Source organism: Alteromonas sp. MmMcT2-2, assembly GCF_022348305.1.
Classification (GTDB): Bacteria; Pseudomonadota; Gammaproteobacteria; order Enterobacterales; family Alteromonadaceae; genus Alteromonas; species Alteromonas macleodii.
In genome coordinates, this window is sequence record NZ_JAKRFA010000010.1 from 90,679 (window position 1) to 117,282 (window position 26,604).

The following is a 26,604-nucleotide window of genomic DNA, read 5'->3' on the forward strand; positions in this document are numbered from 1 at the left end:
ATTAAGAGCACTACACTTTCAGGTATTTAGAACGAACTGTGAAAAACATAGATAGACTAAAAGCGGGTTGCTTTAGTCGAATTTTAAAATGCCCCCGTCATATGCATTATATTTAGCCTATACTACAATCATTTAGTGCACTTAAGTTTGTACGCTTCCCGCTACTCTGTACGACTAAATTTGCTTTTGAAGTAATGCATTAAATTTGAATCACAATGTAATTAAGGCTTTATCCGGTTGAACACGTATCAAGAATCGATATCACAAACTGAAATAGAACGAGACACAACCGACATGCTAATTGGCAATAGCTTTGTCGGCTTCTTGATGACGATATTTGCCTTTTCTGGCCTGGTATTTTTCTTTGAAAGCGACTCCCCTTCAACATTTGCAAATAAACTACAGATTTGGGGAGTAATGGTGTGCGTCTCACTTCTGAGGCTAATTGATGCATTATATTGGCGCACTAATTTGGCAGGAAAAGCTTATAACCCGCGCCCTGCTTTGATTCGGTTTTCGACCGGGCTTTATGTTACGGGTTGTATTTGGGCGCTTTACTCTGTGCTTTTCTATTCATCCATGGCAACTGTCGAACTAGCAGCGACTATGGTTGTACTCGCCGCGATGTCCGGCGGAGCTGGAACCGTCCTGTCTCCTAACATAAAACTCGTCGGGTTCTACTCTACTGCTCTTCTTGTACCCATGTCGTTATGTGCGTTAATAGATGCTAGCGGGAAATTTTTTATTTTAGGTGTGCTTGGCTTGGTTTTCTGGTTTGGTATTTTCGCCAGTGCTTTTCGCTACCATCGCTTTTTCATCAGTACGTTACACCTTAAAGCTAAGAATAATAGTTTGATGGAACAGATGCGTATTGAGCGTAGTGAAACAGTTAAAGTAAACAAACTACTCATAGCTTCAAACGAAAAGCTCGATGCATCTAACGCCAACCTTGAAGCGGAAGTGGAAAGAAGAACGGCGGATTTATATCGGTTGTCTAACAGAGATCCACTGACAAATTTGCTTAATCGCAATGGCTTTCTCAAGCATCTCAACAATTTGATTGACACCACACGTGCCCTTGATAACTCGCTCGCCCTTCTATTTATCGACTTAGACGGATTCAAGCAAGTTAACGACAGTTTAGGACATAAAGTCGGCGATATTGTCCTTGCCGAAATTGCCAACAGACTTCGTAACTATACAGAAGAAAATCACCTGGGAAGATGGGGAGGAGACGAATTCGTCGCCGTAATTCCTTATGCTAATGTTGATACCGCAAAGGCCGTAGCACACGCTATGCGCAGTGGCGTCACTATTCCCATTATCGCGAACGACAATCAGGTAACGTTAGACGCCACTATCGGCATCGCTATGTTCCCCATTCATGGCGACAGCGCTGTTGATTTAATTCAACAGGCCGACCTGACTATGTATGATCAAAAGCGTAAGCAAAGAGGCTCTATTGGCGTATTTAATGAAACGTTGCACAACGAAATAAAGCGAGAGCAGCGCCTTTGTGAACGCTTAAGATTAGCCATTGAAAATAGTGAGTTTACTGTTTTTTATCAACCTATCATTGACGTCACGACAAACTCCTTGTCGTCAGTAGAAGCGCTTTTACGGTGGAACTGCGACGGAGAAAACATCTCTCCTGCGGTGTTTATCCCCCTTGCAGAGCGCAGCGGGCTAATGCCTGAAATAGGTGCGTGGGTATTAAATAGAGCGCTTATCGACCTTTCACATTGGCAGTTCAAACCCGGCCTCGCAATGTCGATAAATGTATCAGTCGCGCAGCTGCTCGATGACAGCTTCTTTAAAGTTTTAGACAATGCCCTCAGCACAACTAAAATTTCACCAGAACGCCTCTATCTAGAAATAACTGAAAGCGTATTCGCTATTGATAAAGATCTGGTGACTAAACGAGTGAGCGAACTCGTAGCCCGTGATGTCAAAATATCAATTGATGACTTTGGTACAGGTTATTCATCTTTAAACCGTCTTCAATCTATGCCATTCAATTTTATTAAAATTGACCGCTCTTTTATACAGAATAGCTCTGAAGAGAGTGATACCATAATAAGAGCAACACTTTTAATGGCTAAAGAGTTTGGCTGTAAAACCATTGCAGAGGGCATCGAAACTGAGCAGCAAAGGCAACATTTGTCCCAGCTTGGAACCGACTATTTGCAAGGCTTTTACTTCGCTAGACCAATGAACGCCAACGACCTTATTTCTTGGTATAACGAAAACTACTAATAACCATGGCTCAACTTTATTTTTATTACTCTGCAATGAACGCAGGGAAGTCTACATCACTCCTCCAATCAGCTTATAACTACCGTGAACGCGGTATGCATTCGGTGATTTATACCGCAGCGCTAGATGATCGGTACGGCGTTGGGAAAGTCACTTCTCGTATCGGCTTACAAGCAGATGCCAAGCTATACGCAAAAGGCGATGATTTGTTTGCCTCAATAAGCAAAGACTGCGAAGCGTTAAAGCCCGACTGCATTTTTATTGACGAAGCACAGTTCTTAACAAAGGCACAAGTAAAGCAGCTAGTGGACGTAGTTGATGAACTTGATGTGCCGGTACTAGCCTACGGCCTGCGTACCGACTTTTTAGGTGAAACCTTTGAAGGCAGTCATTATTTGCTGGCTTGGGCAGATAAACTATCTGAACTAAAAACCGTTTGCCATTGCGGTAAAAAAGCAAGTTTCGTGGTGCGTTTAGACGAAAATGGCAATGCAGTAAAAAATGGTGATCAAGTACAAATTGGCGGCAACGACACCTATGAATCAATGTGTCGCAAGCATTTTAAAGAACTGGTTTGGGACTAAACCCCAACGTCAAGTAACCTAACTAACATAAGCGGTCATTGAACCTCATATCTGTTGCGGGCTATAGCATTTATTGTCCGCTTCTCATTCTCTAAAAAATTTGCCACTCCCCCTTCTGCTCTTTGCCAGATTTCAATCGGCGTTATCCAAACTTTCTCGGTACTATTTAGAGGTAGCAAGAAAAAGCATTAAGCATTCTTGCTAGCCACGAGTAGCCGTTTATGCCCTATATTTGAAAACACTTTTCTTAAACAATTAAGAAAACACTTGCGTATGAGTAAAACAACCACTATTGTTAAAACGTTGTAAATAATAAAACCTTTGTTTAACACACTCAGCAAGGTATGACTCATGAAGCACACCAGTACGTTTAAACCTGCGTTAATCGCTATTTCAATTACCGCCGCCCTTAACAGCGGTTCAGTAGTAGCACAAGACACACCAGACGACGAACAAGTAGAAATTATTCAAGTTTCGGGGATTCGAGGCTCTTTGATGCGCGCCCAAGCGGTGAAAATGGACAACGACTCCATTGTTGAGGCCATTTCCGCAGAAGACATTGGTAAGCTTCCAGACTCTTCAATCGCAGAATCACTTGCCCGCTTGCCAGGCCTTTCAGGCGAGCGCGTTGGGGGACGAACGTCTGGTATTTCGGTACGTGGCTTCAAAGAAGACTTTACCGGCACCTCGCTGAACGGACGAGAGCTTATCGGTATTGGCGATAACCGTGGCGTAGAGTACGACTTATACCCTGCTGAAATCATGACAGGTGCCACAATTTACAAAACCTCTGACGCTTCGCTTATTGTCCAAGGTATTGGCGGTACAGTAGACTTGCAAACAGTACGCCCTCTAGCAGCCCAGGAAACCCTTACCGTCACTGGGGTCTACGAACTTGGTGGCAACGATTCAGATAACCCAGAGTTCGACAATAGCGGCAACCGTTTTGCCCTTTCCTTTGTAGAAAAGTTTGCCGATGACACTGTGGGTCTCGCACTTGCCATTGCATCAACGGAGTCCCCCAGAAACGAGAGAAAATACGGTGTTTGGGGATATGGTGAGAATGACGATGGTCAGGTGCTTCCGTTTGGTTTAGACACTCAGGCCATTAGCCGCGTGCTAGAACGCGACACGATTTCAGCCATTCTTCAATGGCGTCCCACCGATAGACTAGACATTGTTTTTGATGCGCTAGATATTGATTATTCCGACTCAGGTGTTATTCGCGGTTTCATCGAACCCTTCGCTGCGGCAAATGTAAGCGGTACAGGCATTAACAACTCGGGCACGCAAGTTAACGCGAATCCAGTACTGCGTACAGATCCCGCGCAAAAAGATGGCGAGCTTCAAACCTTCGGTTTAAATATCAAATACGACATAACCGATGAGTGGTCTCTTACTTTAGACGTGGCAGACAGTGAGTCGAACAAACGTGACTTGCGTGGTGAATCATACGCTGGTTTAGCGCGTTCTGGTGCGCTCGGCGAAGGGCAACTAGGTTCACGTCAATTCGAAATGAGCACTGATGGTATTTACTTTACCGGCAGTAGCGGCCTTGATGCATTCTCTGATCCCACCATGTTACAGCTTGCGGGTCCTCAAGTTTGGGGGGGCGGTATGGCTAACATTGCCGATCAGTTTATCACCGATGTTCTACAGGCAAATGGTCAACCTTACAGCTATTTCAACGCCCAAGATGGTTTCCTGAACTTTGCTGATTTTGAAGAAGAGCTGACCACAATACGTTTTGAGGCAGTTGGTTATGTAGATTGGGGAATCTTCAACACTTTTACGGCCGGCGTAAACTATAACGACCGATTCAAAGCAAAAGATAACAAAGGTTTCTTCGCAACCGCATCATCTTATCCATTTTCTGAAGCGATCCCTGAGCAGTATCTGTACAACGGCTTAGCTGACTTAACCTGGGCTGGCATGGGTTACGTTGTAGCCTACGACGGCTTTGCCCCCTACAACGATGGTGAATATACGCTTAATGATGCAGGGCTTCTAGAGCCTGATCGTTTAGGTGATACCTACACCATTGATGAAGAAGTAACTACATTATACGCCCAGCTAGACTTTGAGACTGAAGTTCAAGGTTTCAATGTAAAAGGTAACGTGGGTGCACAATATGTACAAACGGACCAAAGCTCAACGGGTTTCATTGGTATTGTAGGCCCGAACTTTGCCGTGTGTGACGACGATGGCAACCAAGTGGTTGATGCGGACTGTGTTATTACCGATGGCGACGATTACTCTCACTTCCTGCCTAGCCTGAACGTAAGTGTCGAACTTAATGAGAATCGCTACCTGCGCTTGGCGGCATCGAAAACCATTAGTCGAGCGCGTATCGACCAAATGAAAGCATCGGGCTTTGTTAAGTTTGATCAAAATATTGAGCTGATTGCTACAGAGAATTCTGAGGCGGCGGTGAGAGAGTTCGGGTCGCCTTGGTCTAAATTTACGGGTAACCCAACCCTTCGTCCGTTAGAAGCCAACAACTTTGACATTTCATTTGAAAACTACTTCGAGGAAGAAGGTTATGTCTCGATTGCGCTTTTCTATAAAGATTTGGTCAATTGGACCCGCGACGGTAACCAGCTTATTGATTTCACGAATGACGTGACCAATGACGGTGCTAACTACTTCATTCCTGGATTCCATGACAGAATCGTAGACGTTGCGGGTAACTACGGCCCGCAAGACACGCCTTACGAAGTGGGCGATTTAGTAACTCCGCCAGACCAGGGCTTCTATTCATTCTTCGAAGATGGCCTAAAAGGTGAAATGAAAGGGGTTGAGCTAACAGCCAATATTCCTTTAAGAATGCTCACTGACTCTCTGGATGGATTTGGTATTGCCGCTTCTGCAACAATCCTAGATGCGGAGCTTGAAGATGGAACAGCCATTCCAGGCCAATCAGACAATACGTACAGCATTACAGCGTACTATGAGATGAACGGCTTTGAGATTAGGGTTGCGGCAACCGATCGTTCTGAGTTCCTCACATATCAGCGTGGAGGTTCAAACAAAATTGAGCCAGCAACTCGTAACGCCGTTACCCAAGTCGATGCTCAAATTAGCTACGATTTTGCAGATAGCGGAATTGAGTACTTGGAAGGGCTAAGAGTATCGTTACAAGGCGTCAACCTGACTGATGAGAAAGAAGAAACCATTGATGATGCGGGCATTGTTACGCTCCGCCGCGAATTTGGTCCTTCTTATATGCTAAACCTCAACTATTCGTTCTATTAAAAGGGACCATCCCTTTTGAACGTACGAAAATAATGGCACGCATCTTTAGATAGTGGATACGTGCCTTGCATTACTGCCATGTAAAGTGTGGCAGTAATGCGCAACTCTGATACTGTTTAATTTCACCCTTCTTTTATTGCAGAGCCTTTAATGACAACACCACACCGAATTGTTATTGCTGGAGGCGGCACAGCAGGTTGGATGGCTGCCAACCTTTTAGCTCACCGCTGGGCTAATCAAGCTGTGACCATCACACTCATAGAATCAGAAGACATTGGCACAATAGGCGTAGGCGAAGGCTCGACACCTACTCTCAAGCGTTTCTTCCAAACTCTTGATATTCCTGAGTATGATTGGATGGAAGAGTGCCAAGCAACGTATAAAGTTAATATCAAGTTCACGGGCTGGAATGGCAATAATTCACACAGCTACTCTCACCCCTTTATTAGCCAGCTAGATGTTTTTAGTGAACGAGCATTTCACGTTAATGCCTTAACCAGAAGGCTGGGTCTCGATGTTGAAACTCGACCTGATAAGTTTCTTATGGCGGGGTATTTGGCAAAGAAAAACCTTGCCCCTCTTCCCTCACATAATTTTCCATTCGATATAGAATACGGCTACCACTTTGACTCTCTAAGACTTGGACGATTCTTACGCGAGCGCGCTAAATCAAAAGGCGTATATCACGTTGTTGGTAATATTGAATCGGTGCATACCTCACCATCTGGCGACATTTCACATCTCGTTTGTCAAGACGGACAAAAACTTGATGGAGATCTGTTCATAGATTGCACGGGTTTTTCAGGACTCCTTTTACAAAAGACGCTAGGCGTACCGTTTAGGGACTTTAGTGACAACCTATTCAATGACTCGGCCGTTGTGTTGCCTACACCAGCATGCGCTAATTTACCGGTTGAAACCGAGTCGGTTGCCATGTCGAACGGTTGGCGTTGGCAGATACCCCTTCGCAACCGCACGGGAAACGGATATGTGTATAGTCAGCAGTACCAAGAGAAAGACGCTGCAGAATGTGAATTGCGACGCGCATTGGGGATGGAAAATACCGATGTTGAAGCAAAGCACTTGTCTATGCGTGTAGGTCAATGTGAAAGGCATTGGGAGAAGAATTGTCTTGCACTAGGCTTGTCGCAAGGGTTTATTGAACCTTTAGAAGCAACGGCACTACACCTAGTTCAAACGAGCATCGAGCTTTTCGCGGACAACTATTCTTTCAACGAAAATAGTGCTCAACAGAGACAGGCGTTTAATCAGGAAGTTTCAGAGCGCTTTGAACGCGTCCGAGATTATATCGTGTGTCATTACAAGCTAAACGGGCGCAACGACAGTGACTATTGGAGAGACAACAGAGCTAACATGAATCTGTCCGAATCACTGCTAAGTTTACTTGATGTGTGGTACAGAAAAGGGGATATTGTTGAGGAAATAAAGCGGCAAGGTATTAGTCGACATTTCAGCACTACGTCGTGGCACTGTTTGTTGTCTGGCTATGGTGTATTCCCGCCACCGGCACTCAATCAGCCCGCTTCTTTGAAGGAAAGCGGCGATCTTTTTGAAGAAAAGAAACTTGCCGCATTTTTTAATCGCTGCTCGTTAAACTTTGATAAGCAATCTACCTTATTTAACGCGGGCTGAACCTCTTGGCTCAGCCTATACCGTCTCGCCGACTTGCAATTCAAAAGGCAGCGTACTCTTTGCTGTTACTTGATTAAGCAGTGCTTTTGTTGCTTCTACGCCTTTGCCACTGCTGGATTGGCAAACTGTAGTAAGACGCGGGCGCGCACGCTCGGCTTCCCCAATACCATCAAACCCTGTAATTTTCAGCTCTTCCGGTACCTTAATATTCATATCCAAGGCTAAGTGAAGTAGCTCAAGGGCTATAATGTCACTCATACACAAAACCACATTAGGTCTTGGAGAGCTGGTCAGGACTTCTTTGGCTGCCTGTCTTGCAAAGTGTCTGTCACTTTCTGGAAGGTGCCAAATACGCTCATTGCTTACCGTGATGTTCTTTTCTTCAGCGGCCCTTAAATAACCATCAAGTCGACGGTGAGCAATTGAGCTGTCTACGTCAATCAACGGACTATCGTAAATACGACATGTAGAAGGCGAGTCAATCAGGCGAAGCCCAAAGATTGCCACATTGTCACCTTCATTTAACGCATGAGACGCAACGCGATAGGCCGCCTCTTCGTTATCAATATTAATAGATGGCTTGTCTTCGATATCAAAGTCAACGGTGACCACAGGTTTTGGCGACACTGCCAACTCCGCTACCAAGTTGCTGTTGCGCGGTTGTCCGTAACAGATAAAACCATCAACAAAATCTACAACATCAAGAATGCTGTCAGAGTCGCCCGCGTACAGTAACAAATGCTTGCCATTTTCTTGAAGCGCAGAAGAAACACCTTTAATAAAAGTACTCGCGACGGGGTCACTCACCATATATGAAATGCTGTCGGCTAATACTAAAGCCACAATATTTGATGTGCCCTTTCTGAGGATCTGTGCTGCTTTATTGGGGCCGCTGTAACCAATCTTTTTGCACTGCGCTAAAATCTCTTCGCGCTTCGCTTTTGATAATTGGTCCGGGCGGTTAAATGCATTTGAAATGGTTGCCGTTGAAACGCCCAACTGTTCAGCAACATCTTTTAGGGTAAGTTTTGTTTTATTCATTATTTTTAGCTCTTTTCACGAAACTAACTACCCAGATTTAAAAACCAAAAAGGGTAGCAAGCGTGCGCTCTGACTACCCTCTGACTATATCATTAACTTAAACGTTTAACGCGTGAAATTTAGCGCTAATTCGATGAGTTATGTAACAAATTGCTCAATGGCTTAATTTTTAGAGATTTTCGCTTTTAGCGCGTGCCAAAGATTTTGTCTCCAGCATCTCCTAATCCCGGTAGTATATAGCCTTTCTCATTCAATCTATCATCGATTGCGGCGGTAAAGATATCAACATCAGGGTGTGCTTCAACAACGGCTTTAATGCCTTCAGGCGCAGCAACAAGGAAAAGTCCCATTATTCTTCGACAGCCTTTCTTTTTCAGAAGGTCGATTGTTGCAATCAACGTACCGCCTGTTGCCAGCATGGGGTCAACAATCAGTGCGGTACGTTCATCAATGTTTTTTACTACCTTGTCAAAATAGGCAACTGGCTGCAGTGTATCTTCATCACGGTACAGACCGACTACACTAATCTTCGCATTTGGAATAAGTTCCAGTACGCCTTCAAGCATACCCAAGCCAGCACGAAGAATAGGGACAACAGTTATTTTCTTACCTTTAATTTGTCTTACTTCTACCTCATCCCCCGACCAGCTTTTAATCGTCGCTTTTTCCGTAGGCAGTGTTCGCGTTGCTTCATAAGTCAGAAGGTTCCCTACTTCAGAGGCAAGCTCGCGAAAGTCTTTGCTGCTAATTTTAGCGTATCGCATAAGCCCTAGTTTGTGCGCAATAAGCGGGTGGGTAATTTCGTGAACGGCCATGTAAGACTCCTTGTAATCGATTTAGCTATATTTTAACCCAGAAGTATTTTAGTTAAAGCGATTAGTCGTAAAAATATGTTTATTCAATGCTTTAAAACGCCACATCAACGCTAGACAGAGTGGATAAATGCTATAACCTAGTGCGTAGGCTATAGCCACAGTTCGTGGCGCAATTCACGATCATGAATGTATAGCGCTCGCTATGAATTGTCTTAGTTACGCGCTAATGAGATCGATTGAGAAAGTTTCAGGAAGTTCAATTTTCTCATAACAGCCGAATCAAACTTACTATTCAAACCATGTTTATCTATGTCAAAAGGAATTGTTTATGCATTCTTACGCTAAACGTTTTCGCTATTTTGCTGTAATGGCACTGAGTTTCTGTGCCCATAATGCCTTTGCACAATGGGAGCAAATCACTCCTGAAAATGAGGTGGTGGTATCAGTACCTGGCGGCGGTGAAAAAACCGTTTACCCATCATGTTCTCTTCCCGCTTTACCGGGACCAGAGGGGTTAGCACCCAACCCATTCTCGTTTTATTTCGAACAAGGAGAAAGTGATAACCTACTTATCTACTTCAATGGTGGCGGCGCCTGCTGGGACAGTGCCACTTGCTTAGCGTCAATGCAGCTTGAGTTTGACGACAACCCGATGTCGCGAGCCGCATATAACCCATCAGCCGTAATCGAAAATACGCCATTTATTTCAGGCGGAATATTTGAAGATACACAAGAGAACCCTTTTCAAACTTGGTCAAAAGTTTTCATTCCCTACTGTACTGGCGACCTACACTTAGGCTCAAAAGACACGCAGTACGTTGACGAGCTTGGTATCGTTACAGGTCTACCTGGTGCCGAAGTTACTTTAAAGCACCGTGGTCACGACAACGCGCTAGTTGTTATGCAGTGGATTAAAGAAAAACTGAACAACGATGATTTATCACCCAACAAAGTTCTACTCAGTGGAAGCAGTGCGGGCGGTTATGGTGCAACGTTCAACTTCCCCTACTTCCAATCGCTGTTTGGTCGCACAAAGGTTGCCCTCTTCGCTGATGCGTCGCTTGGTGTTATATCCCGAGGCTTTACGCAAACAGTCCTAAACTATCAAGGGCCATGGGGGATAGAAGATACACTACCACGTAATTTCCAATCACTGATTGGCAATTTTAACCATCTAACGCTCAATAAGCAGGTGATGCTGCGATTAGCTTATCAGTACCCTTGGAACCGTTTTGCGCAATATTCAACAGGAACCGACATTGTTCAAATTCAGTTTTCTAAAATCTCTGATCAGGTCTCTAGAGGTAATTTAGACCCAACGACATGGGGTGTAACAGAATCTGATTTAGGCTACATACTTGGCTGGCAGCTTCAGGCTAATGCGTCACTTCATGCGCTGTCAGCTTTCACTTGGAATTATCAATTTTACCTTGGTGAAGGCACCTGCCACATGGTGCTAAACGATTTTTGTGAAGATAATGCCTTCCCAGTATCCTCACCTAGCCCATTTTATCATGAGCAGAGTGCGCGAGGTATTTCCTTTAACGAATGGCTACACACGTTTGCTACGTCACGCCGCTTTAGAGAAAATAGCGCGGCATACTATCACTAGGATACGTAGTGCGAACTTGTAATAAAAAGTAATCAATAACATGGCAAGTCCAACCCGGAAGTGGTTGGATTAGCCATATTTTTACCTGCGGTAACACGCCGCGATTACGAACATTTTAAGTCTCGCTGAGTGGGTAATTATCTATGAGGACTGGTATTAAAACTAGGATTTGTCGTTCCTTGCTGTGCATTTATGCAGCAACAAATTAACACGCCCTACTACCCTACTTGTAAAGTAGCGCCATCAGGCATAGTTACTTCAATTTTCATGTTCCCGCCAACCGCAGCTAAATATGCAGCCGCACGTTGAAGTGAAACGTCCTGAATACGTTTTGATTCCAACTTACTTACACCAGAAGCTGTGACCGATAACGCCATTGCTACTACTTCCTGTTTAACTCTGTGCTGCTTTCTGATGTCACCTAGTGTGATTTCTTTCATTGTCTTTTACCGAGAATTACGGGCATTAAAAAAGCCCAGATGGTGATACCTTCTGGGCTTTTGCAAAACGTTCTACCTGCAGTGCCCAGAAGCCAATACTTGCCCCTGAACACCGACGGTCAGGTGCAATCAGTAATTAAAATTATAAAAATAACCAGTTGAAACGTTTTGCATGATAATTCTCTTTTCACAATGTGCTTGTACAAACGACCCTGTGCCGCGACTAAGCTAAATGTTGAGGCTTCGGTGCTTTTCAAAAACTTAGCAGCGGCCTTCTGTCACTTATCCTTAACCATACCATGTAGATAAGCAATAGCAATGACTTTCCAAAAAGGAAAGTGCCTAAAGCATGCTATGAGTGCGTGATTAGACAAGAAGTGCCTTTAAAAGGCTACGCTATCACCCACCGCCGCTTTCTTCAGTGATGCTAGAAAATTGGGGACCTGGTCGTTTCCTTCTTCAGGAGACCAGCTTGCAAAGCCTTTATCATCGGTGACTTCGTAAGGACCCTGTTTAACTTCCATGAAAACTACTGGGCTATGACACACCGTTGCGTGCCAGGTATTAGGAGGAATCTCAATTCCGCAGGTCTCTCCACGAGCCGTTAGCGTTATTCTGTTTTCAACTTCGCCATCGTCGCTGAAAAATAGAATGTCCAACTCGCCCTCTACCACCATGAAGAACTCCCATTTATGAGGCTGTACATGTCGGTGAGGCCGCACGTAGGAGTCAGGCATCATTGCAATAAACAAACGCTGTACCATGTCGGTATAAGATTTATGTACGTTTAAATTAGCCCGTCGGCGAGGACTTTCCTCAGCCGACTGTTTAAGCGTTTCAAACAACGCATTATCAAAATACTGAATCTTATCCAACATCACACCCTGTCTATTATTGCGATAGTAATTTAAAGCGTATCGCTCCTCCCCCCGATGGCGCAAGCTTTAATGACAAGACATCAGCAGACGTCACTACCTTTTTCTCGATGTTCATTGCGTAGGGGTTTGTTTTCCAATGCGCTTTCTCTCCATCCAGATAGAGCTGCGCTTCATACTGTTGATCTTCCTCTAGAAAGGTTAGTGGCAATGATAACTCTCTGGCTTCTTCATTCGTAATCGCACCAACAAACCAATCGTTTTCAGAGTAGGATGTGTGCTTGCTCGCTTTACGCGCCATTACAATATATTCGCCCACTTCCCCTTGAAGCGCTCTACTATGAGACCAATCTGTAGGGACGTCTTTAATAAACTGAAACGCCGGTAAATTATTCTCATAATTACGAGGTAAGTCTGCTGCCATTTGGATAGGGCTGTACAGCACTACATATTGGGCCAGTTGCTTGGCAAGCGTTGTTTGAGGGCGCATAACCTCTCCTTTGCCCCACTCTATTCCGCCGTCATTTTTTCTTATGTAGTCAAAATTGAAAATGCCAGGTGTGAAATCCATCGGACCAGCGAGCATGCGAGTAAACGCCAACATGGGAATATGGTTAAACGGATTAGGTGCCGCCCACCCTGAGTTGTATTCCTGACCACGAGCGCTTTCTCGCGATATCCAGTTCGGATAAGTACGGCGAAGGCCGGTATCTTTTACCGATTCATGAGTGTTGATGGACAACTGATATTTCGCAGCGGTTGTGACGTTTTTAATGAAATGATTTACCACGTCCTGGCTGTCGGTATATTCATAGCGCAGTACGTTGTTGTCGTCGCGCACTTTGAGATTTTGGCCATGGGCAACATAGCCCGTTTTAATTTGAGAAACCCCCAGCTTGTTGTACAGGGCAAAACCGTCTTCCATCTGCGCTTCGTAGTTGGTTATTCCTCCTGATGTTTCATGGTGTCCTATTAACTTCACGCCAACGTTCTCGCCGTAGCTGGTCACCGCTTCAATATCAAAGTCTGGATAACTTTCTGTGAAAGAAAATAACTCTGAATTCGCTATCCAATCACCATCCCAACCTTTATTCCAACCTTCAACCAATACACCATCAAAACCGTGTTTAGCGGCGAAGTCCATGTATTGCTTTGTGCGCTGAGTAGTAGCACCATGCTTGTCTCCAGAGCCCCACGTATACTCATCAATGTGCATTCCCCACCAAATACCTATGTATTTTCCTGGTTCAACCCAGCTCACGTCACCGAGTTTATTTGGCTCATTGAGATTCAAAACAAGGTATGAATTAACCAAATCCGTTGCGTCATTTCCTAACGTAATGGTGCGCCATGGGGTAACAAAACTACCGGTTTTATGCACCAAACTCCCGTCGTGACGAGGTGCCAGCGACGCTGTAAAACGCCCTAACTCTTGTCTTTTAAGGCTCATACCCGCGTAATCAACAAGGGCAGCTTCATGAATAGCGACATGAGTGCCGTTTTCATACTTCACCGTGAATGGCGTGTGAGCGGTGTGAACGTCTTGCAGATTAGTGGATTGATAAACATATTCATATCTATCTCGACCATGGGCAGGGATCCAAAACGCTTTTGCTTGATGAGAATCGACTAAGTTAAATTCAGTCAGCTCTCTAGTAATTATGCGATTACCGCTTGCAGGTAGCTCGTAGCGAAAGCCGATGCCATCGTTAAAAACTCTGGCTCTTACAAGAAAAGTGCGGTCTTTATCGCTTGGGTTATAGAACTTGACCAAAAGCTCATTGTGGTTGTCGCGAATGTCTCGCTGCTCTCCCCACGGCTGCTGCCATGTTTGATCCACCGTATTCCTGCTTATCTCTTCTACTTTAAAGTCGCGATATAAAGGGGCGGCTTTTGCAAAAGTAAAACCAAGCTTACCGAGCCCTAAAACGGGTTCTCCGTTAAATGACACCCGATATTGCGCTAATTCGCCATCATCTGTGAACGATAACTTTACTTTTTTATCTGGGGAGAGAACCGACAACTCATTAGCTATTGAAGGCAAGGAGACGGCCAATAGAAGGAGCAAAAATACGCGCATCAAATATCCAACAAAAGTTGTTAACCTAATGTTAGTATCAAGTGATAGCGAATTTTTGCAACCTATTTCTTAATCGATTAAGCCTATTTTTTGGTTAGCGCTTATTTTTCTTCATCCTACGGCTTTGTTCTTGACGCTTCTCTTCTCGTTTTTCTTTCCGATCTTTCTTATCCGGCGTTAACGAGCCTGTTTTGAATTTTGCTTTACGCTTGGCTTTCGCTTCAGCTTTCTTCGCCGCCTCAAGTGCCATTTCTTCTTTTTCGACTTCCAGCATTTCTGGTGTCTCAAGGGTTATTCGCCCTAACTTACCCGACTGCAGTTCCTTAAGCAGGATCTCGCATATTTTATGAAGGTTTACACGACCACCCGCTTGAATTGCCCCACGCGTTTTGGCGGCGGCTTCCAGAAACTCTATTTCAGTATCTGGCAACTCGTCCAGCTTGTAGCGCTCCTTCATTACCTCTGGATACGCTTTAATGAGGTAATCTGCCGCAAAAAAACCGACATCGTCGTATTCCATGGCAGTATTTTTAACAGCGCCCGATGAAGCTAACCGATAAATTGAATGTGGGTTTTCAAGCTTAGGCCACAGTACTCCCGGTGTATCAAACAAGATAATACCGCTGCCTAAATTTATGCGCTGCTGGCTTTTCGTTACAGCGGGCTCGTTGCCTGTTTTAGCAATGATTCGGTCGGCTAGAATATTAATTAGCGTCGATTTACCCACGTTAGGTATACCTGTGATCATAGCTTTAATTGCTTTTGGCTGACCTTCTTTATACGAACAAATGCTTTTAACCAGCTGCATGATTTGCTTGCTGTTGCCCGGGTTATCGCTAGAGGTCGTGATCGTCTTCACGCCGCGCTCTTTCTCTAAGCTCTCCTGCCAGCGCGCAGTAATTTCTGGGTCTGCCAAATCATACTTATTAAGAATTTTAATACAGGGCTTATCGCCGCGTATTTTTGCAATTTCGGGGTTTTCACTGGAATATGGAATACGCGCGTCAAGCACCTCAATAAGAATGTCTACTTGATTAAGCGACTCTTTAATTTCTTTCAGGGCCTTGTGCATATGCCCTGGGAACCATTGTAATGCCATGGTTAATTCCTATCGTAATCGAGTTGAGGGGCTGAACTTAACGGGTTAATTCATAAGCGCAAATATTCACAGCGCTGGCTAAATTTAGCGAGTCAATCTTACCGCTTCCCGTAATGGTATACGCCTTTGCGTTAAGCTGTGATAGTGCGTCAACAGGCACGCCACGGGCTTCGTTACCAAACAGATAACACTGATAATCACCAAAAGTGTCTGAGGTAATATTGTCACCGTTCATATCCAAGAAAGCGAAACGTTCGAACCGCTCGCCTAGGCTTTCAAGCGCCACGTTTAATTCCATGTTTACATGGAAAATAGCCCCCATACTTGAGCGTACAACTTTCGAGTTGTATGGATCTACGCTATTTGGGCTTAGTAATAATGTAAAATCCCCAAACCACGCTAGCGTTCTTAGTATGGTGCCTAAGTTGCCAGGGTCTTGAACTTCATACAAATAGATGTACTTTTCGGTACTGGATTTATTTGCTAAAATGCTGGTTTGTGACCGCTCTGAATATAACGCGGAGTTAGGAAGTGGAACGCGAGCAATAATACCTTGAGGTGACTTAGTATCGCTGAGTTGCTGCATTTGTTGAGACGATACCGTTTCTACCTTCATTTTAGAGGCTGAAAAATCAAGTCTTTCTTTCACCCACGCCTCATAATCAGCTGTCACATAGAGGGTGATATCCCCTAATGTACTGCTGTCATGCTGAGCAACATTAATTAACTCTAAAACTAAGTGCTCTCCTTCCACCAAATAGAATCCGAACTGCGTTCTAAATTTCTTTTGATGAAGCTTTTTCACGTCACTTAGTTTCATTTGCACTGCCCTTTTTATAACTTTCGGCGCAAGTGTAAGGTATGAAACCCAAAACGCAAAGCGGCAACGCTTAATAGTGAAACAAATAATGAGAGAAAAAGATTGTAGTGGAGAAATACGGGATAAAGGAGAGTATCAAAAAGGCGTTTCAAATATACTTGTAAACGCCTTTTTAATTACCGAGATACCAAGACACCTAAAGCGTTCCAACGTTTGCGTGGCTCACCAATTGGAATACATAAGCAGGCCTCTTCTTTTTCACTTGGTAAAATCTGACATACAACATTTGCACTTTTAAACTCGTGAGCAAGTTCTGTTGCAAATATTTCCGTCACACCTTCCACCAGCACAAACTCGTTTTGCTTTTTCAACGCTGTAGCCAACTCTTCTACCGCTTTTAGTGAAAGCGGCCATAAAGTACGCAATACTCTTAACGATGCAACTGAGGTGATATCGCCACCTTGAATTTGTACTTTAAACATTGAATTACTCGTCTAATGTTGTTGCTTCTTGAGTATCATCACTCGTTGACGCTAATGACGTGCCAGCGGCAAATCCACCTGCGCCTGCTAAACCAATACCAACGACACCAACTCCGATTTCACCAAGCGTTGCAGCGCCCGCAAGAGCAATGGGCACAGTTGCTAACCCTGCTGTGCCAACAATGGCAATACCCAAACCAATCATAGCAATGCCAACGCCTAGCTGCTCCCAACCATCAAAGCCGCCGGACACCATTTCAATTTCACTTGTATTTAACTCTTTCATTTACATTTCCTTGTTTTATTAGGCTTCCATTCGAAGCCAAAAACAGGGTAAAAAATGGAATAACAAATAGAAACTGTTCGATGGACGGGTTTTAACACTTAAGAGCTAAAGCACCGTCCAAACTGGTTTGGTTCGCTTTTTTTCCTACTGTTGGTCAGCTACAACATAAATTTCACCGTCGTAAATACCTTGGACGGTAAGCTTCTGGCTTGCCAGTGCCTGAAGGTAATCAATATGCGCTTGTTCCACTTTCTGTCCAGGAACAATAAGCGGAATACCAGGCGGATACGGTGTAATTAAACCTGCTGCAGTGCGTCCAACGCTGTTTTGCCATGGAATGGCTTCCCTAGGGCTGAAAAACGCTTTTGACGGAAGGTCGTCTAAATGAATTGGCGGAATGTCTGCCGGTAACGGACTCTTGCTCTTGCGCTTGCTTAGGTTAACGGCGCCATCATCAAGACGTTTTAACGCGTTGTACAGCCTTACAATTTTAGAGCGCATTCCACCTAGCGTAAGCAGTACTAGAATAGTGCTATGAGTGAACTTCTCTATTTCTAAACCGACTTCGTCCATCAAGAAACGATGTATTTCTTGATTAGAGTAATCTAGCGCAGATACGTCAATTAAGATTTTAAGCGGGTCGTGCCCAATGTTATCGCTTTCAAAGTGAGAAAACATATTTGCAAAGTCACTAGGCGAGAGTATTTTAAGTCGCTTGAACTTGGCCATTTGCGATTTGAGTTCGGCAACATTGCTTAGAAGCTCATTAAGGATTTTGTAGCCTTCCATTTCCAGCTGCTGACGACATACATCAAGCGAGGCAATGAGTTGATACTTGGGCGAGGTACTGGTGTGAATTGCAAACACTTCTTTAAAGAAGTCTTTATCGAAATCTGGATCGTTTACATGAATAAAGGATGCTTGCGAGAACGCCGACACCACTTTGTGCGCAGAGTGAGTAATATAGTCTGCCCCAGCGGCGATAGCCGAGTAGTCACGCAATGCAGGGTGAAACAAGGAATACGCAAACCATGCTTCGTCAATGAACACTTTAATGCCATGCTCATGGGCTAAATTTACCACCTGCTTAAGATCGGTAAGTAACCCGTCATAGGTACAACCCGTCAGTACGATAAGTTTAGCGTCAGTATTTTCTTCAATAAGCTGCTTAATTTGCGCCATTCTAGGCGGTGAAAAAATACCATATTCAGGGTTAAATACACTGTCTAAATACACAGGCATGGCTCGCGCCTGAATAATGCCGTAGTGCACTGACTTGTGGCAGTTTCTGTCGGCAATAACTTTGTCGCCCTCACGCAACAGCGTCTGCAAAATAATTTTGTTTGATGTCGAAGAACCATTCGTGACGAAATAGGAATGGCGAACTTCAAATGTATTGGCAACAGCGGCTTGCGCTTTTCCGATCGCGTGGGTACCATCTGATAAGGAGCCCAGCGAGTCTACGCTTACCGATAAGTCACTAACAAACACGTTACGGCCAAAGAAACGATAAAAATCACTAATGTAGGGTGAATTTCTAAAGCTTGCGCCACCGCTGTGACCTGGCGTATGCCACGAGTCATTAGACTCTACTACATAGTCTTTGTATTCAGTCCAAAACGGCGTTTCGTTTCTATCATCAAAGTCATTGATGATATAACCCAAAATGGACTCTGGGTCTGAAATAATGTCGTTACGATAGAAGAATGATTCAATGCCATTGGCTTGGTTTACAATATCCAACCCTTTTACTGCATCGCCTAAGACATACACGGGAAGTTCAGGCCGAATGCGTTTAATGGCGTCGATAACTCTGGCGTTATTATCAATAACAGCGTTGCGTGCAGACGACCTTTCGGCTGTGGTTTTCTCGTTCGCGTTTTGTGAACTGACGCTTTCGGCTGCGGGGCTCGTATTTTCATTAAGTACGCCATTTAAAGGCACTACGTCTGTTAGCTCTTTAACCTTCGCCACCACATCCCAGCTAAATACCACAGCCTGAATGTCACCGTCTTCACGAACAAATTGCAGTGCTTTTGCAACGGAGTTCGCTTCAAGCAGGCTTATTTCAACGTCACTTCGGTCAAAGTAAGTGATGGTGTTGCCTATACTCGAGGTGATTTGTTCCAATAAATCAACAGCATCTTCTATAACAAGAATTTTTAAATGAGGGCGCATTAACCAACCATGTAATTAATAATGAGCATTTAGCGCTAGGCTAAAACTCGTAAAACTAAGAATCAATAAACTAAACATCGAAAAACTAAAAATAGTGTAACTCTGAATTTCACTGGTGTCGTGTAAACTCTTGCTATGTCGTAATAAAAGTGCGTAAACGAATTGGACGAGGGCTAAATCACGCATGCACACACCTTCCCTTCAGAACCAATTCCCACACGCTTATCTTTCAAAATCAACGGAGCACACGAAGAACCTACGAGAATTTCTACACTACGCGAAAAATGTGCTCCCTTCTATTGCATCTACAAAGAAAAACGCCTGGCCAATACATCATGACCACTGCTTTATGCGGGTGATTTTAGACAATATTGTCGGCTGTGCGTGGTATGAGGTCATTCCCTCGCCGGCCTATAACAACCTGACCGACGAGCAAGCCAGCGCAGCATTAAACCTTGCCAAACAAATAGCCACTGAGAGTGTCTCGCTTCACGCACTCAACCAACGATCGAAACAATGGCGCAATAAGCAGCTAAAACTGGAGTTTTAGTATGACAAAACGAACAACCGTTAACGACGCAATTTTAATAGAGGATGGCCAAGACCTAGAGCGAAATGTGAAAGATAAACGTGCGCAATGGCGTGCTAATAACGCGAAAGCGCGTCGCAGACAACGCCGATATAAAAAGAAGCTTATTGCAGAACTTCCGCGAATTATCACCGATATTCATAGCACATATCCCGAAGATGAAGCCTAAAGCACTATCATAAAAGAAATCAATTACCTACAATCACTGCTAGAAAGTTGCGCTTAACAGAGCGTAACGTAAATTAATTCCTACTAAGAAAGTGACAGGACATACCATGGCGTTTAATTTAGCTATTAATAACGATATTGCAGTAATCACCTTTGACGACGGAAAAGTTAACGCCGTTGGCTTTGAGCTTATTCAGCAGTTTAACGATGCCTTAGATGAAGCAGAGCAAAACGCAAAAGCGGTTGTATTACACGGCGGTGAAGGCAAGTTTTGCGGCGGGTTTGATTTATCGGTAATGAAAGCCGACGACAAAGCAAAACAACACGAGTTGGTATCAAAAGGCGCTGAGTTAATCGTACGTCTTTATAGCTTCCCACTACCTGTTGTCGTTGCTGCTGAAGGTCACAGCATTGCAATGGGCGCTATTATGCTTTTAGCTGCCGACTTGCGTATTGGTAAAGACGCAGATACTAAATATGGGCTTAATGAAACCGCCATTGGTATGGTGCTGCCGCCTTTCGGTATGGAGCTAGTCAAAGCTAGACTAGCGAATACGTCTCAAACTGAAGCATTGCTTTTTTCACGTATTTACCAAGGTAAAGAAGCAGTGAAAGCGGGCTTTATCGACGCCGCGGTGCCTCAAGAGCAGGTTTTAGCAACGGCCATGGGTTATGCAGAAAAGTTGAAGATGTTGCCTAGACAGTCTTTTGCTGAATCTAAGCTTCAGTTGCGTAAAGAGACAATAGCCAAGATGCAAGCCTAGGCGCTAGTTTGTAATAACGCGTTGAGACTGGTTATTTCAACGCGTTGTTTAGAAGTGATTACTTTACAGGGCCAGAACGGCGTTCTATCTCTTCCTTAAGTGCACTTCGAAGGCCTAGCTCAAAACTTAATTCCGCAAGCACAAATAGTGGTCCTATCGCCAGCCCCATTATGTCGTCGACAAACGCAGGCTTTTTACCCTCATAGTGATGACCAATAAATTGAAGCACCCAACCACCAATAAAAATACCAAGTGAAATAGCAAGCCATGTTCCCACTTCATTCTGTGCGATGGGTTGAGCGAAATAGACCATAGCCCCCGTAAAAAGCGTCATCACTATGCCAAGTTTTATATCTAACTTAATGTAGAACGCATTACCAATTGCCCAAACAAAGAGCGCTGGGCTTATGATCATATCTCCAAAAATTGGCGCGCTAACTAGAAACGCAGGCTTACTTAGTAGACAGAAAACCGAGAAAACAATTAGCGGAATACCGACATAATGGGTGTATATGTTTCTTTGATCTCTGTGGTACTTGGCGTACTCACTCAAGTGCTGTTCTAAATTTTTCATACTGCGTCACCCATAAGTTATATCAAGGTGTTAGTTTACTCCGTTCATTCGCTTACGAACTGTCGTTTTGACGACAAAGCGGAGGTATAGTTGTGCTCTTCGTGCTATTTGAGCTCAACGATTAAAGATGAACTTAGTTGGCTATCGCGAATCATAGTGAAATTGATTAAAAACAATTGGAGTTTTCATGACTTACAGGAAGTACCTTTGGGTTTTGACAGGTTCTGCGCTTCTTTCTTTAACAGCGTGCAGCTCGGTCTCCTCTCTCTATTCAAATGAAAGTGAAGGTAGTGAAAAGCATACCGAAGGCAAACCACTTACGTTAGCGGATAGTCATTGGCAGGTTGAAAGTATAGACCGAGCAGGAATTATCGATTTCAGCCATGTTACGCTTAACGTAAATTCAAACGGAGACACTAGCAGAGTAAGCGGCAGTACAGGTTGTAATCAGTTTACCGGAGCGCTAGATGTTGATGAAGCCGATACGGTATTTAGTGATAAAAGCTCAGCTGAATCCTTTTCCACTGATAAGCTCATTCTCACTAAAAAGGCATGTGCGCCTGCACTGATGAAACAAGAGCAACGCTTCATCGAAATGTTGGCCGCATCGGCAAGTTATTCGATAGTGGAAAATACTTGGTTGGTGCTTTACGACAGTAGTGGCAATGAAACGATTAGAGCGATTGCCGCACAGATTTCTCAATCGACGACAAACAAATCGGCAAGTACGACAAAAAGTAATGTAGATACGAAATTGTCTGACCAAACTTCATCGCAAAAACAAGATGTGGTTGGCTCAAATGAACAAGAGTCGACCAAAACGTACAAATGTGAAACGCCTAATGCCAATCTCGCTACATTACGTGTAAATACGCTGGGGCCTGACACATTGGCCTTATCATTAAACAATACCCATCACATTGTGCAGTTATCACGTTCAGCATCGGGGGCAAAATACACCAACAACAAGAATGTAGTGTTTTGGAATAAAGGGGATGTTGCTACCCTATCGATCAACTCAGGTTATTACCATTGCAGTTTAAGCACATAAACCGAAATCGACGTTTACTTGTCGGTTTTAGGCTTAGTCTCTACCTTAATATTTATCTCACATGATGAAAGGGCCTCAGCAGCCCTTTTAACTTCTCTTTTCAACACTATCAAATTGCTTAGAGCAATTGCTTTTGGCCCCTCAAGATTAACCCTTACCTCCAACTCAATTAGTTTCAGTTAAACATTTCCGCACCTTTAATTGGTCAATCAAAAGTGAATTAAGCATGGGAATAGCTAATTCTTTATATATTTAATGTTTGCACTTTTACTATTTAAAATCATTTAGTTACCAGAAAATTTCGCAGGTTACTCCTTACCATTCCGCTTCTGTAACAATGCTCACAAGTTGAAACAATAGTTAGAACACTATACAATTTATTTTTATTGAACGACCAATTAAAATAAAAGCATTAGTAAAAAGACGTTCGACATTACGTTTTAAAACCTTCAATAATGCGTATTTGGCGCAGTAGGCAATGATGTTTTTTACAGGGTGACTTTTACAAAGCGAAAGTGTTCTATTCGAGCAAGTTAACAACTCAATAGAGAAAATAGTTTCAACACTATTCATCATTTTGAAACTATTTCTACGTATCAGGTATTCGTAATAGAAGTTAATTCGCAGTACCCGCAAATTGGCGAAAGTTTTAGTCCTTTTAAAAGTAGGAGTTTATGCATGTCATTACCGACTTATCAGAATTTCATTCACGGCAAGCCGATGGCAAACAAAAGCAAAGAAACCTTTGCTGTAACCAACCCCGCAACCGGTGAGGTAATTTACCACGTAGAAGTGGCTGATGAGTTTATTCAACAAGAAGCAATTAAAAGCGCTAAAGAAGGTTTTTCAGTGTGGTCAGCAATGATGCCAATTGAAAGAACCCGCATTCTTAATAAAGCGGTTGCATTGCTTCGTGAGCGTAATGACGAACTCGCAAAGCTTGAAGTACTCGATACCGGTAAGCCTATTCAAGAAGCCGACTGTGTTGATATTGAAACTGGCGCTGATGTCATTGAGTACTATGCCGGCCTAGCTCCTACTCAACTAGGTACCCAGCAACCTGTGGGTGGCGATTTCTTCTACACGCGCAAAGAAGCGCTAGGTATCTGTGCCGGTATTGGCGCATGGAACTACCCTATTCAAATCGCTTGCTGGAAATCAGGCCCTGCCCTCGCCGCAGGTAATGCGTTTATATTTAAGCCGTCAGAAGAAACCCCAATGGGTGCGCTTAAACTGGCTGAAATTTTCACCGAAGCTGGCGTACCTGACGGCGTATTTAATGTGGTTCAAGGCGCAGCACAAGTAGGTCAGTGGCTTACAAACAGCCCTGACATAGAGAAAGTATCGTTTACTGGTGAAGTAGGCACAGGTAAAAAAGTGATGCAAAGCGCCGCTGCGTCGAACTTAAAAGACGTAACAATGGAGCTTGGCGGGAAGTCACCGCTTGTAGTATTCGAAGATGCCGACATTAGCCAAGCTATTAGCGCCGCTATGCTTGGTAATTTTTATACCCAAGGTGAAATCTGCACTAACTGCACCCGTGTTTACGTTCAACGTTCTGTTTATCAAGCCTTTATTGATGAGCTTAAAGCCCGTACCGAAAACAACATTGTTATGGGCGATCCACTTGACCCCAACGTAAACCTGGGCGCACTTATTTCTAAAAAGCACCAAGAGCTGGTACTTGGCTATATTGCCAAAGGAAAAGAAGAAGGCGCAACGCTATTAACCGGCGGGAACGCTGCCTCTCCGGCATCTGCGCCAAATGGCTATTTTGTTGAGCCAACAATTTTCACTGACTGCACTGACGATATGACTATCGTTAAAGAAGAGATCTTCGGACCAGTAATGAGCGTGTTAGTTTTCGATGATGAAGACGAAGTGATCGCACGCGCGAATGACACTGAGCTAGGTTTAGCTGCCGGTGTATTTAGTAAGGATATCCAGCGCGCGCACCGCGTTATCCACCAGCTTCAAGCCGGTATTTGCTGGATAAATGCATATGGTAACTCTCCGGCTGAAATGCCTGTAGGCGGCTACAAACAGTCTGGCATTGGACGTGAAAACGGCGTTGAAACGCTTAATAGCTACACACAGACCAAATCGGTTTATGTAGGTATGAGCCAAATTGAGAGCCCGTTTTAAGCCGCAGTAGGAGTACATATGCAGACATTTGATTACATTATTGTTGGAGCTGGTTCTGCCGGCTGCGTGCTAGCGAACCGCTTATCAGAAAACCCAAAGCACGAGGTGTTGCTACTGGAAACCGGTGGCTCAGATAAAAGCATTTTCATCAAGATGCCAACGGCGCTATCTATTCCTATGAATACCGACAAGTATGCGTGGCAATTCAACACTGAAAAAGAGCCCTATTTAAACAACCGTGAGATGCACTGCCCACGCGGTAAAGTGTTGGGCGGCTCGTCATCCATTAATGGAATGGTATACGTACGCGGCCACGCTAAAGATTTTGATGAATGGGAAGCTCACGGCGCAGAGGGCTGGAATTATCAGGCATGCCTCCCCTATTTCCAAAAAGCTGAAACCTGGTACAAAGGTAACGACGCTTACCGAGGTGGCAACGGTGAACTCGGCGTTAATAACGGCAATGAAATGAAGAACCCGCTTTATACGGCCTTCATTAAAGCCGGCGAACAGGCGGGCTACGACATCACTAGCGATTACAATGGCAAGCAGCAAGAAGGCTTCGGCCCTATGCATATGACCGTTAAAGATGGTGTACGCAGTTCGGCAAGCCGTGAATATCTTGACCCGATAAAATCGCGTAAGAATTTAACTATAGTGACTGGCGCGCTGGTTACTAAAGTCGTGCTGGAAGATAAAGTCGCAAAAGGCGTTGAATATGTAGTTAACGGTAAAGTCGAAACTGCCGCCGCATCTAACGAAGTGATTTTAAGTGCCGGCTCTATTGGCTCACCACATATCCTGCAACTTTCTGGAATTGGCGACAGAGATATTCTTGAAAAAGCAGGTGTCGATGTTAAGCACCACCTGCCGGGTGTGGGTCAAAACCTGCAAGATCATTTGGAGTTTTATTTCCAGTACAAGTGCAAACAGCCAATAACGTTAAACCGCAAACTGGGCTTAATTTCAAAAGGGTTGATCGGCGCTCGCTGGTTGTTAAACCGTTCTGGGTTAGGCGCTACGAATCACTTTGAATCTTGCGCCTTCATTCGCTCGAAAGCAGATGTGGAGTGGCCTGACATTCAGTACCACTTCTTGCCTGCCGCTATTCGATACGACGGAAAGTCCGCGTTTGATGGCGATGGCTTTCAAGTGCACGTAGGTCACAACAAACCTAAAAGTAGAGGTAGCGTAACCCTTCAGTCGGCTAACCCGACGGTTCCGCCTAAAATTTTGTTTAACTATTTGCAGCATCCAGATGATATCGAAGGGTTTAGAGCATGCGTAAGACTTACACGAGAAATCATCGCACAGTCAGCATTCGACGACTTCAGAGACGGCGAAATTCAGCCTGGCGAGCACATTCAGACGGATGAAGAAATAGACGCTTTTGTGCGTGAAGCCGTTGAGAGCGCTTACCATCCATCATGCTCTTGCAAAATGGGGGAAGATGAGATGGCAGTGGTAGATTCTCAAACCAATGTTCATGGCATTGAAGGATTGCGAGTGGTGGATTCTTCTATCTTCCCCACAATTCCAAACGGAAACCTAAATGCGCCAACCATCATGGTGGCGGAAAAGGCGGCAGACATCATTCTGGGTAAACCTGCTTTGCCACCACAAAATGTACCCGTGGATATTCACCCGCATTGGCAAACAAAGCAACGCTAAATTTTTAAACTAGCTCGCACCAGTGTGCTTGTTGTTAAAACAAGCGCACCTTCCACAGTGCCTACATACCGCCTTTAATATAAGGCTTTAATGTGTAGTTGGGTGGACTGTTTAATAACGAAAAAAAGGAAAAAACATGTTTCATTTTTATCAATATTGGGAGGGT

The 26,604-nt window shown here is 44.2% G+C and carries 22 protein-coding genes; 11 read left to right on the forward strand and 11 right to left on the reverse strand.

All coding sequences use genetic code 11. The annotated features are described in order from the left end of the window. The first annotated feature begins 237 nt into the window (after positions 1 to 237). The 4 genes from MHM99_RS08455 to MHM99_RS08470 all read left to right on the forward strand — a co-directional run bounded on the left by MHM99_RS08455 (position 238) and on the right by MHM99_RS08470 (position 7,748). Positions 238 to 2,256: a bifunctional diguanylate cyclase/phosphodiesterase gene (locus MHM99_RS08455; protein WP_101565382.1), complete on the forward strand. Its 2,019-nt coding sequence runs from the start codon at positions 238 to 240 to the stop codon at positions 2,254 to 2,256. Positions 2,257 to 2,261: 5 nt separating this feature from the next. After that, positions 2,262 to 2,840, forward strand: a complete 579-nt coding sequence (locus tag MHM99_RS08460) for a thymidine kinase (protein WP_014950261.1) — start codon at positions 2,262 to 2,264, stop codon at positions 2,838 to 2,840. 351 nt (positions 2,841 to 3,191) lie between these two features. After that, a complete protein-coding gene (locus MHM99_RS08465) occupies positions 3,192 to 6,095 on the forward strand; it encodes a TonB-dependent receptor (protein ID WP_239218959.1) in 2,904 nt (967 codons plus the stop codon). A 150-nt stretch (positions 6,096 to 6,245) separates the two neighbouring features. Further along, positions 6,246 to 7,748 carry a tryptophan halogenase family protein gene (locus MHM99_RS08470; RefSeq protein WP_239218961.1) on the forward strand — a complete coding sequence of 501 codons (1,503 nt, stop codon included), beginning with the start codon at positions 6,246 to 6,248 and terminating at the stop codon, positions 7,746 to 7,748. A gap of 15 nt (positions 7,749 to 7,763) precedes the next feature. On the opposite strand, the gene MHM99_RS08475 is transcribed toward MHM99_RS08470, so the two are convergent. Both MHM99_RS08475 and upp read right to left on the reverse strand, forming a co-directional pair. Continuing rightward, positions 7,764 to 8,789 carry a LacI family DNA-binding transcriptional regulator gene (locus MHM99_RS08475; protein WP_014950264.1) on the reverse strand — a complete coding sequence of 342 codons (1,026 nt, stop codon included), beginning with the start codon at positions 8,787 to 8,789 and terminating at the stop codon, positions 7,764 to 7,766. A 185-nt stretch (positions 8,790 to 8,974) separates the two neighbouring features. Then, on the reverse strand, positions 8,975 to 9,604 hold the full coding sequence (gene upp / locus MHM99_RS08480) for a uracil phosphoribosyltransferase (RefSeq protein WP_239218963.1): 630 nt from the start codon (positions 9,602 to 9,604) through the stop codon (positions 8,975 to 8,977). A 328-nt stretch (positions 9,605 to 9,932) separates the two neighbouring features. On the opposite strand from upp, the gene MHM99_RS08485 reads away from it, so the two are divergent. Beyond that, a complete protein-coding gene (locus MHM99_RS08485) occupies positions 9,933 to 11,216 on the forward strand; it encodes a pectin acetylesterase-family hydrolase (RefSeq protein WP_156086702.1) in 1,284 nt (427 codons plus the stop codon). 218 nt (positions 11,217 to 11,434) lie between these two features. Here the strand turns inward: MHM99_RS08485 and MHM99_RS08490 are convergent, their stop codons facing one another. From MHM99_RS08490 to MHM99_RS08525, 8 genes are all read right to left on the reverse strand, one after another. Continuing rightward, entirely contained in the window at positions 11,435 to 11,656 is a 222-nt protein-coding gene (locus MHM99_RS08490; protein WP_014950268.1) for an XRE family transcriptional regulator, read from the reverse strand. A 383-nt stretch (positions 11,657 to 12,039) separates the two neighbouring features. Continuing rightward, positions 12,040 to 12,534, reverse strand: coding sequence for a WbuC family cupin fold metalloprotein (locus MHM99_RS08495; RefSeq protein WP_239218995.1), 495 nt, complete (start codon positions 12,532 to 12,534; stop codon positions 12,040 to 12,042). 13 nt (positions 12,535 to 12,547) lie between these two features. After that, complete coding sequence (locus tag MHM99_RS08500) at positions 12,548 to 14,611, reverse strand: glycoside hydrolase family 97 protein (protein WP_239218965.1); 2,064 nt, start codon at positions 14,609 to 14,611, stop codon at positions 12,548 to 12,550. A gap of 94 nt (positions 14,612 to 14,705) precedes the next feature. After that, positions 14,706 to 15,710, reverse strand: a complete 1,005-nt coding sequence (gene ylqF, locus MHM99_RS08505) for a ribosome biogenesis GTPase YlqF (protein ID WP_014977114.1) — start codon at positions 15,708 to 15,710, stop codon at positions 14,706 to 14,708. A 37-nt stretch (positions 15,711 to 15,747) separates the two neighbouring features. After that, on the reverse strand, positions 15,748 to 16,530 hold the full coding sequence (locus tag MHM99_RS08510; RefSeq protein ID WP_239218967.1) for an RNA methyltransferase: 783 nt from the start codon (positions 16,528 to 16,530) through the stop codon (positions 15,748 to 15,750). Between the two features lie 176 nt (positions 16,531 to 16,706). Continuing rightward, positions 16,707 to 17,012: a hypothetical protein gene (locus tag MHM99_RS08515; protein ID WP_014977116.1), complete on the reverse strand. Its 306-nt coding sequence runs from the start codon at positions 17,010 to 17,012 to the stop codon at positions 16,707 to 16,709. A 4-nt stretch (positions 17,013 to 17,016) separates the two neighbouring features. Next, complete coding sequence (locus MHM99_RS08520; protein ID WP_014950274.1) at positions 17,017 to 17,298, reverse strand: hypothetical protein; 282 nt, start codon at positions 17,296 to 17,298, stop codon at positions 17,017 to 17,019. A gap of 144 nt (positions 17,299 to 17,442) precedes the next feature. Further along, positions 17,443 to 19,476 carry an aminotransferase class V-fold PLP-dependent enzyme gene (locus tag MHM99_RS08525; protein WP_239218969.1) on the reverse strand — a complete coding sequence of 678 codons (2,034 nt, stop codon included), beginning with the start codon at positions 19,474 to 19,476 and terminating at the stop codon, positions 17,443 to 17,445. A 349-nt stretch (positions 19,477 to 19,825) separates the two neighbouring features. Between MHM99_RS08525 and MHM99_RS08530 the strand changes: the two genes are divergently transcribed. From MHM99_RS08530 to MHM99_RS08540, 3 genes are all read left to right on the forward strand, one after another. Continuing rightward, positions 19,826 to 20,026, forward strand: coding sequence for a hypothetical protein (locus MHM99_RS08530; RefSeq protein WP_232306409.1), 201 nt, complete (start codon positions 19,826 to 19,828; stop codon positions 20,024 to 20,026). A gap of 1 nt (position 20,027) precedes the next feature. Then, positions 20,028 to 20,234: a hypothetical protein gene (locus tag MHM99_RS08535; protein WP_239218971.1), complete on the forward strand. Its 207-nt coding sequence runs from the start codon at positions 20,028 to 20,030 to the stop codon at positions 20,232 to 20,234. A 106-nt stretch (positions 20,235 to 20,340) separates the two neighbouring features. Then, entirely contained in the window at positions 20,341 to 20,997 is a 657-nt protein-coding gene (locus MHM99_RS08540) for a crotonase/enoyl-CoA hydratase family protein (protein WP_239218973.1), read from the forward strand. A 58-nt stretch (positions 20,998 to 21,055) separates the two neighbouring features. Here MHM99_RS08540 and MHM99_RS08545 read toward each other — a convergent pair whose 3' ends face one another. Further along, on the reverse strand, positions 21,056 to 21,571 hold the full coding sequence (locus tag MHM99_RS08545) for an Mpo1-like protein (protein WP_171337275.1): 516 nt from the start codon (positions 21,569 to 21,571) through the stop codon (positions 21,056 to 21,058). Positions 21,572 to 21,758: 187 nt separating this feature from the next. Between MHM99_RS08545 and MHM99_RS08550 the strand changes: the two genes are divergently transcribed. From MHM99_RS08550 to betA, 3 genes are all read left to right on the forward strand, one after another. Then, positions 21,759 to 22,622: an META domain-containing protein gene (locus tag MHM99_RS08550; protein ID WP_239218975.1), complete on the forward strand. Its 864-nt coding sequence runs from the start codon at positions 21,759 to 21,761 to the stop codon at positions 22,620 to 22,622. 678 nt (positions 22,623 to 23,300) lie between these two features. Continuing rightward, positions 23,301 to 24,767 carry a betaine-aldehyde dehydrogenase gene (betB, locus tag MHM99_RS08555; RefSeq protein WP_014950281.1) on the forward strand — a complete coding sequence of 489 codons (1,467 nt, stop codon included), beginning with the start codon at positions 23,301 to 23,303 and terminating at the stop codon, positions 24,765 to 24,767. A gap of 18 nt (positions 24,768 to 24,785) precedes the next feature. Next, positions 24,786 to 26,438, forward strand: coding sequence for a choline dehydrogenase (betA, locus tag MHM99_RS08560; protein WP_239218977.1), 1,653 nt, complete (start codon positions 24,786 to 24,788; stop codon positions 26,436 to 26,438). Positions 26,439 to 26,604: the final 166 nt, after the last annotated feature.

Excerpts from the sequence above, each read along its gene's own strand:
- MHM99_RS08460 (WP_014950261.1), top strand. The coding sequence starts at position 2,262 with ATGGCTCAACTTTATTTTTATTACTCTGCAATGAACGCAGGGAAGTCT.
- MHM99_RS08465 (WP_239218959.1), top strand. The coding sequence starts at position 3,192 with ATGAAGCACACCAGTACGTTTAAACCTGCGTTAATCGCTATTTCAATT.
- MHM99_RS08470 (WP_239218961.1), top strand. The coding sequence starts at position 6,246 with ATGACAACACCACACCGAATTGTTATTGCTGGAGGCGGCACAGCAGGT.
- MHM99_RS08475 (WP_014950264.1), bottom strand. The coding sequence starts at position 8,789 with ATGAATAAAACAAAACTTACCCTAAAAGATGTTGCTGAACAGTTGGGC.
- upp (WP_239218963.1), bottom strand. The coding sequence starts at position 9,604 with ATGGCCGTTCACGAAATTACCCACCCGCTTATTGCGCACAAACTAGGG.
- MHM99_RS08485 (WP_156086702.1), top strand. The coding sequence starts at position 9,933 with ATGCATTCTTACGCTAAACGTTTTCGCTATTTTGCTGTAATGGCACTG.
- MHM99_RS08490 (WP_014950268.1), bottom strand. The coding sequence starts at position 11,656 with ATGAAAGAAATCACACTAGGTGACATCAGAAAGCAGCACAGAGTTAAA.
- MHM99_RS08495 (WP_239218995.1), bottom strand. The coding sequence starts at position 12,534 with ATGTTGGATAAGATTCAGTATTTTGATAATGCGTTGTTTGAAACGCTT.
- MHM99_RS08500 (WP_239218965.1), bottom strand. The coding sequence starts at position 14,611 with ATGCGCGTATTTTTGCTCCTTCTATTGGCCGTCTCCTTGCCTTCAATA.
- ylqF (WP_014977114.1), bottom strand. The coding sequence starts at position 15,710 with ATGGCATTACAATGGTTCCCAGGGCATATGCACAAGGCCCTGAAAGAA.
- MHM99_RS08510 (WP_239218967.1), bottom strand. The coding sequence starts at position 16,530 with ATGAAACTAAGTGACGTGAAAAAGCTTCATCAAAAGAAATTTAGAACG.
- MHM99_RS08515 (WP_014977116.1), bottom strand. The coding sequence starts at position 17,012 with ATGTTTAAAGTACAAATTCAAGGTGGCGATATCACCTCAGTTGCATCG.
- MHM99_RS08520 (WP_014950274.1), bottom strand. The coding sequence starts at position 17,298 with ATGAAAGAGTTAAATACAAGTGAAATTGAAATGGTGTCCGGCGGCTTT.
- MHM99_RS08525 (WP_239218969.1), bottom strand. The coding sequence starts at position 19,476 with ATGCGCCCTCATTTAAAAATTCTTGTTATAGAAGATGCTGTTGATTTA.
- MHM99_RS08530 (WP_232306409.1), top strand. The coding sequence starts at position 19,826 with ATGCGGGTGATTTTAGACAATATTGTCGGCTGTGCGTGGTATGAGGTC.
- MHM99_RS08535 (WP_239218971.1), top strand. The coding sequence starts at position 20,028 with ATGACAAAACGAACAACCGTTAACGACGCAATTTTAATAGAGGATGGC.
- MHM99_RS08540 (WP_239218973.1), top strand. The coding sequence starts at position 20,341 with ATGGCGTTTAATTTAGCTATTAATAACGATATTGCAGTAATCACCTTT.
- MHM99_RS08545 (WP_171337275.1), bottom strand. The coding sequence starts at position 21,571 with ATGAAAAATTTAGAACAGCACTTGAGTGAGTACGCCAAGTACCACAGA.
- MHM99_RS08550 (WP_239218975.1), top strand. The coding sequence starts at position 21,759 with ATGACTTACAGGAAGTACCTTTGGGTTTTGACAGGTTCTGCGCTTCTT.
- betB (WP_014950281.1), top strand. The coding sequence starts at position 23,301 with ATGTCATTACCGACTTATCAGAATTTCATTCACGGCAAGCCGATGGCA.
- betA (WP_239218977.1), top strand. The coding sequence starts at position 24,786 with ATGCAGACATTTGATTACATTATTGTTGGAGCTGGTTCTGCCGGCTGC.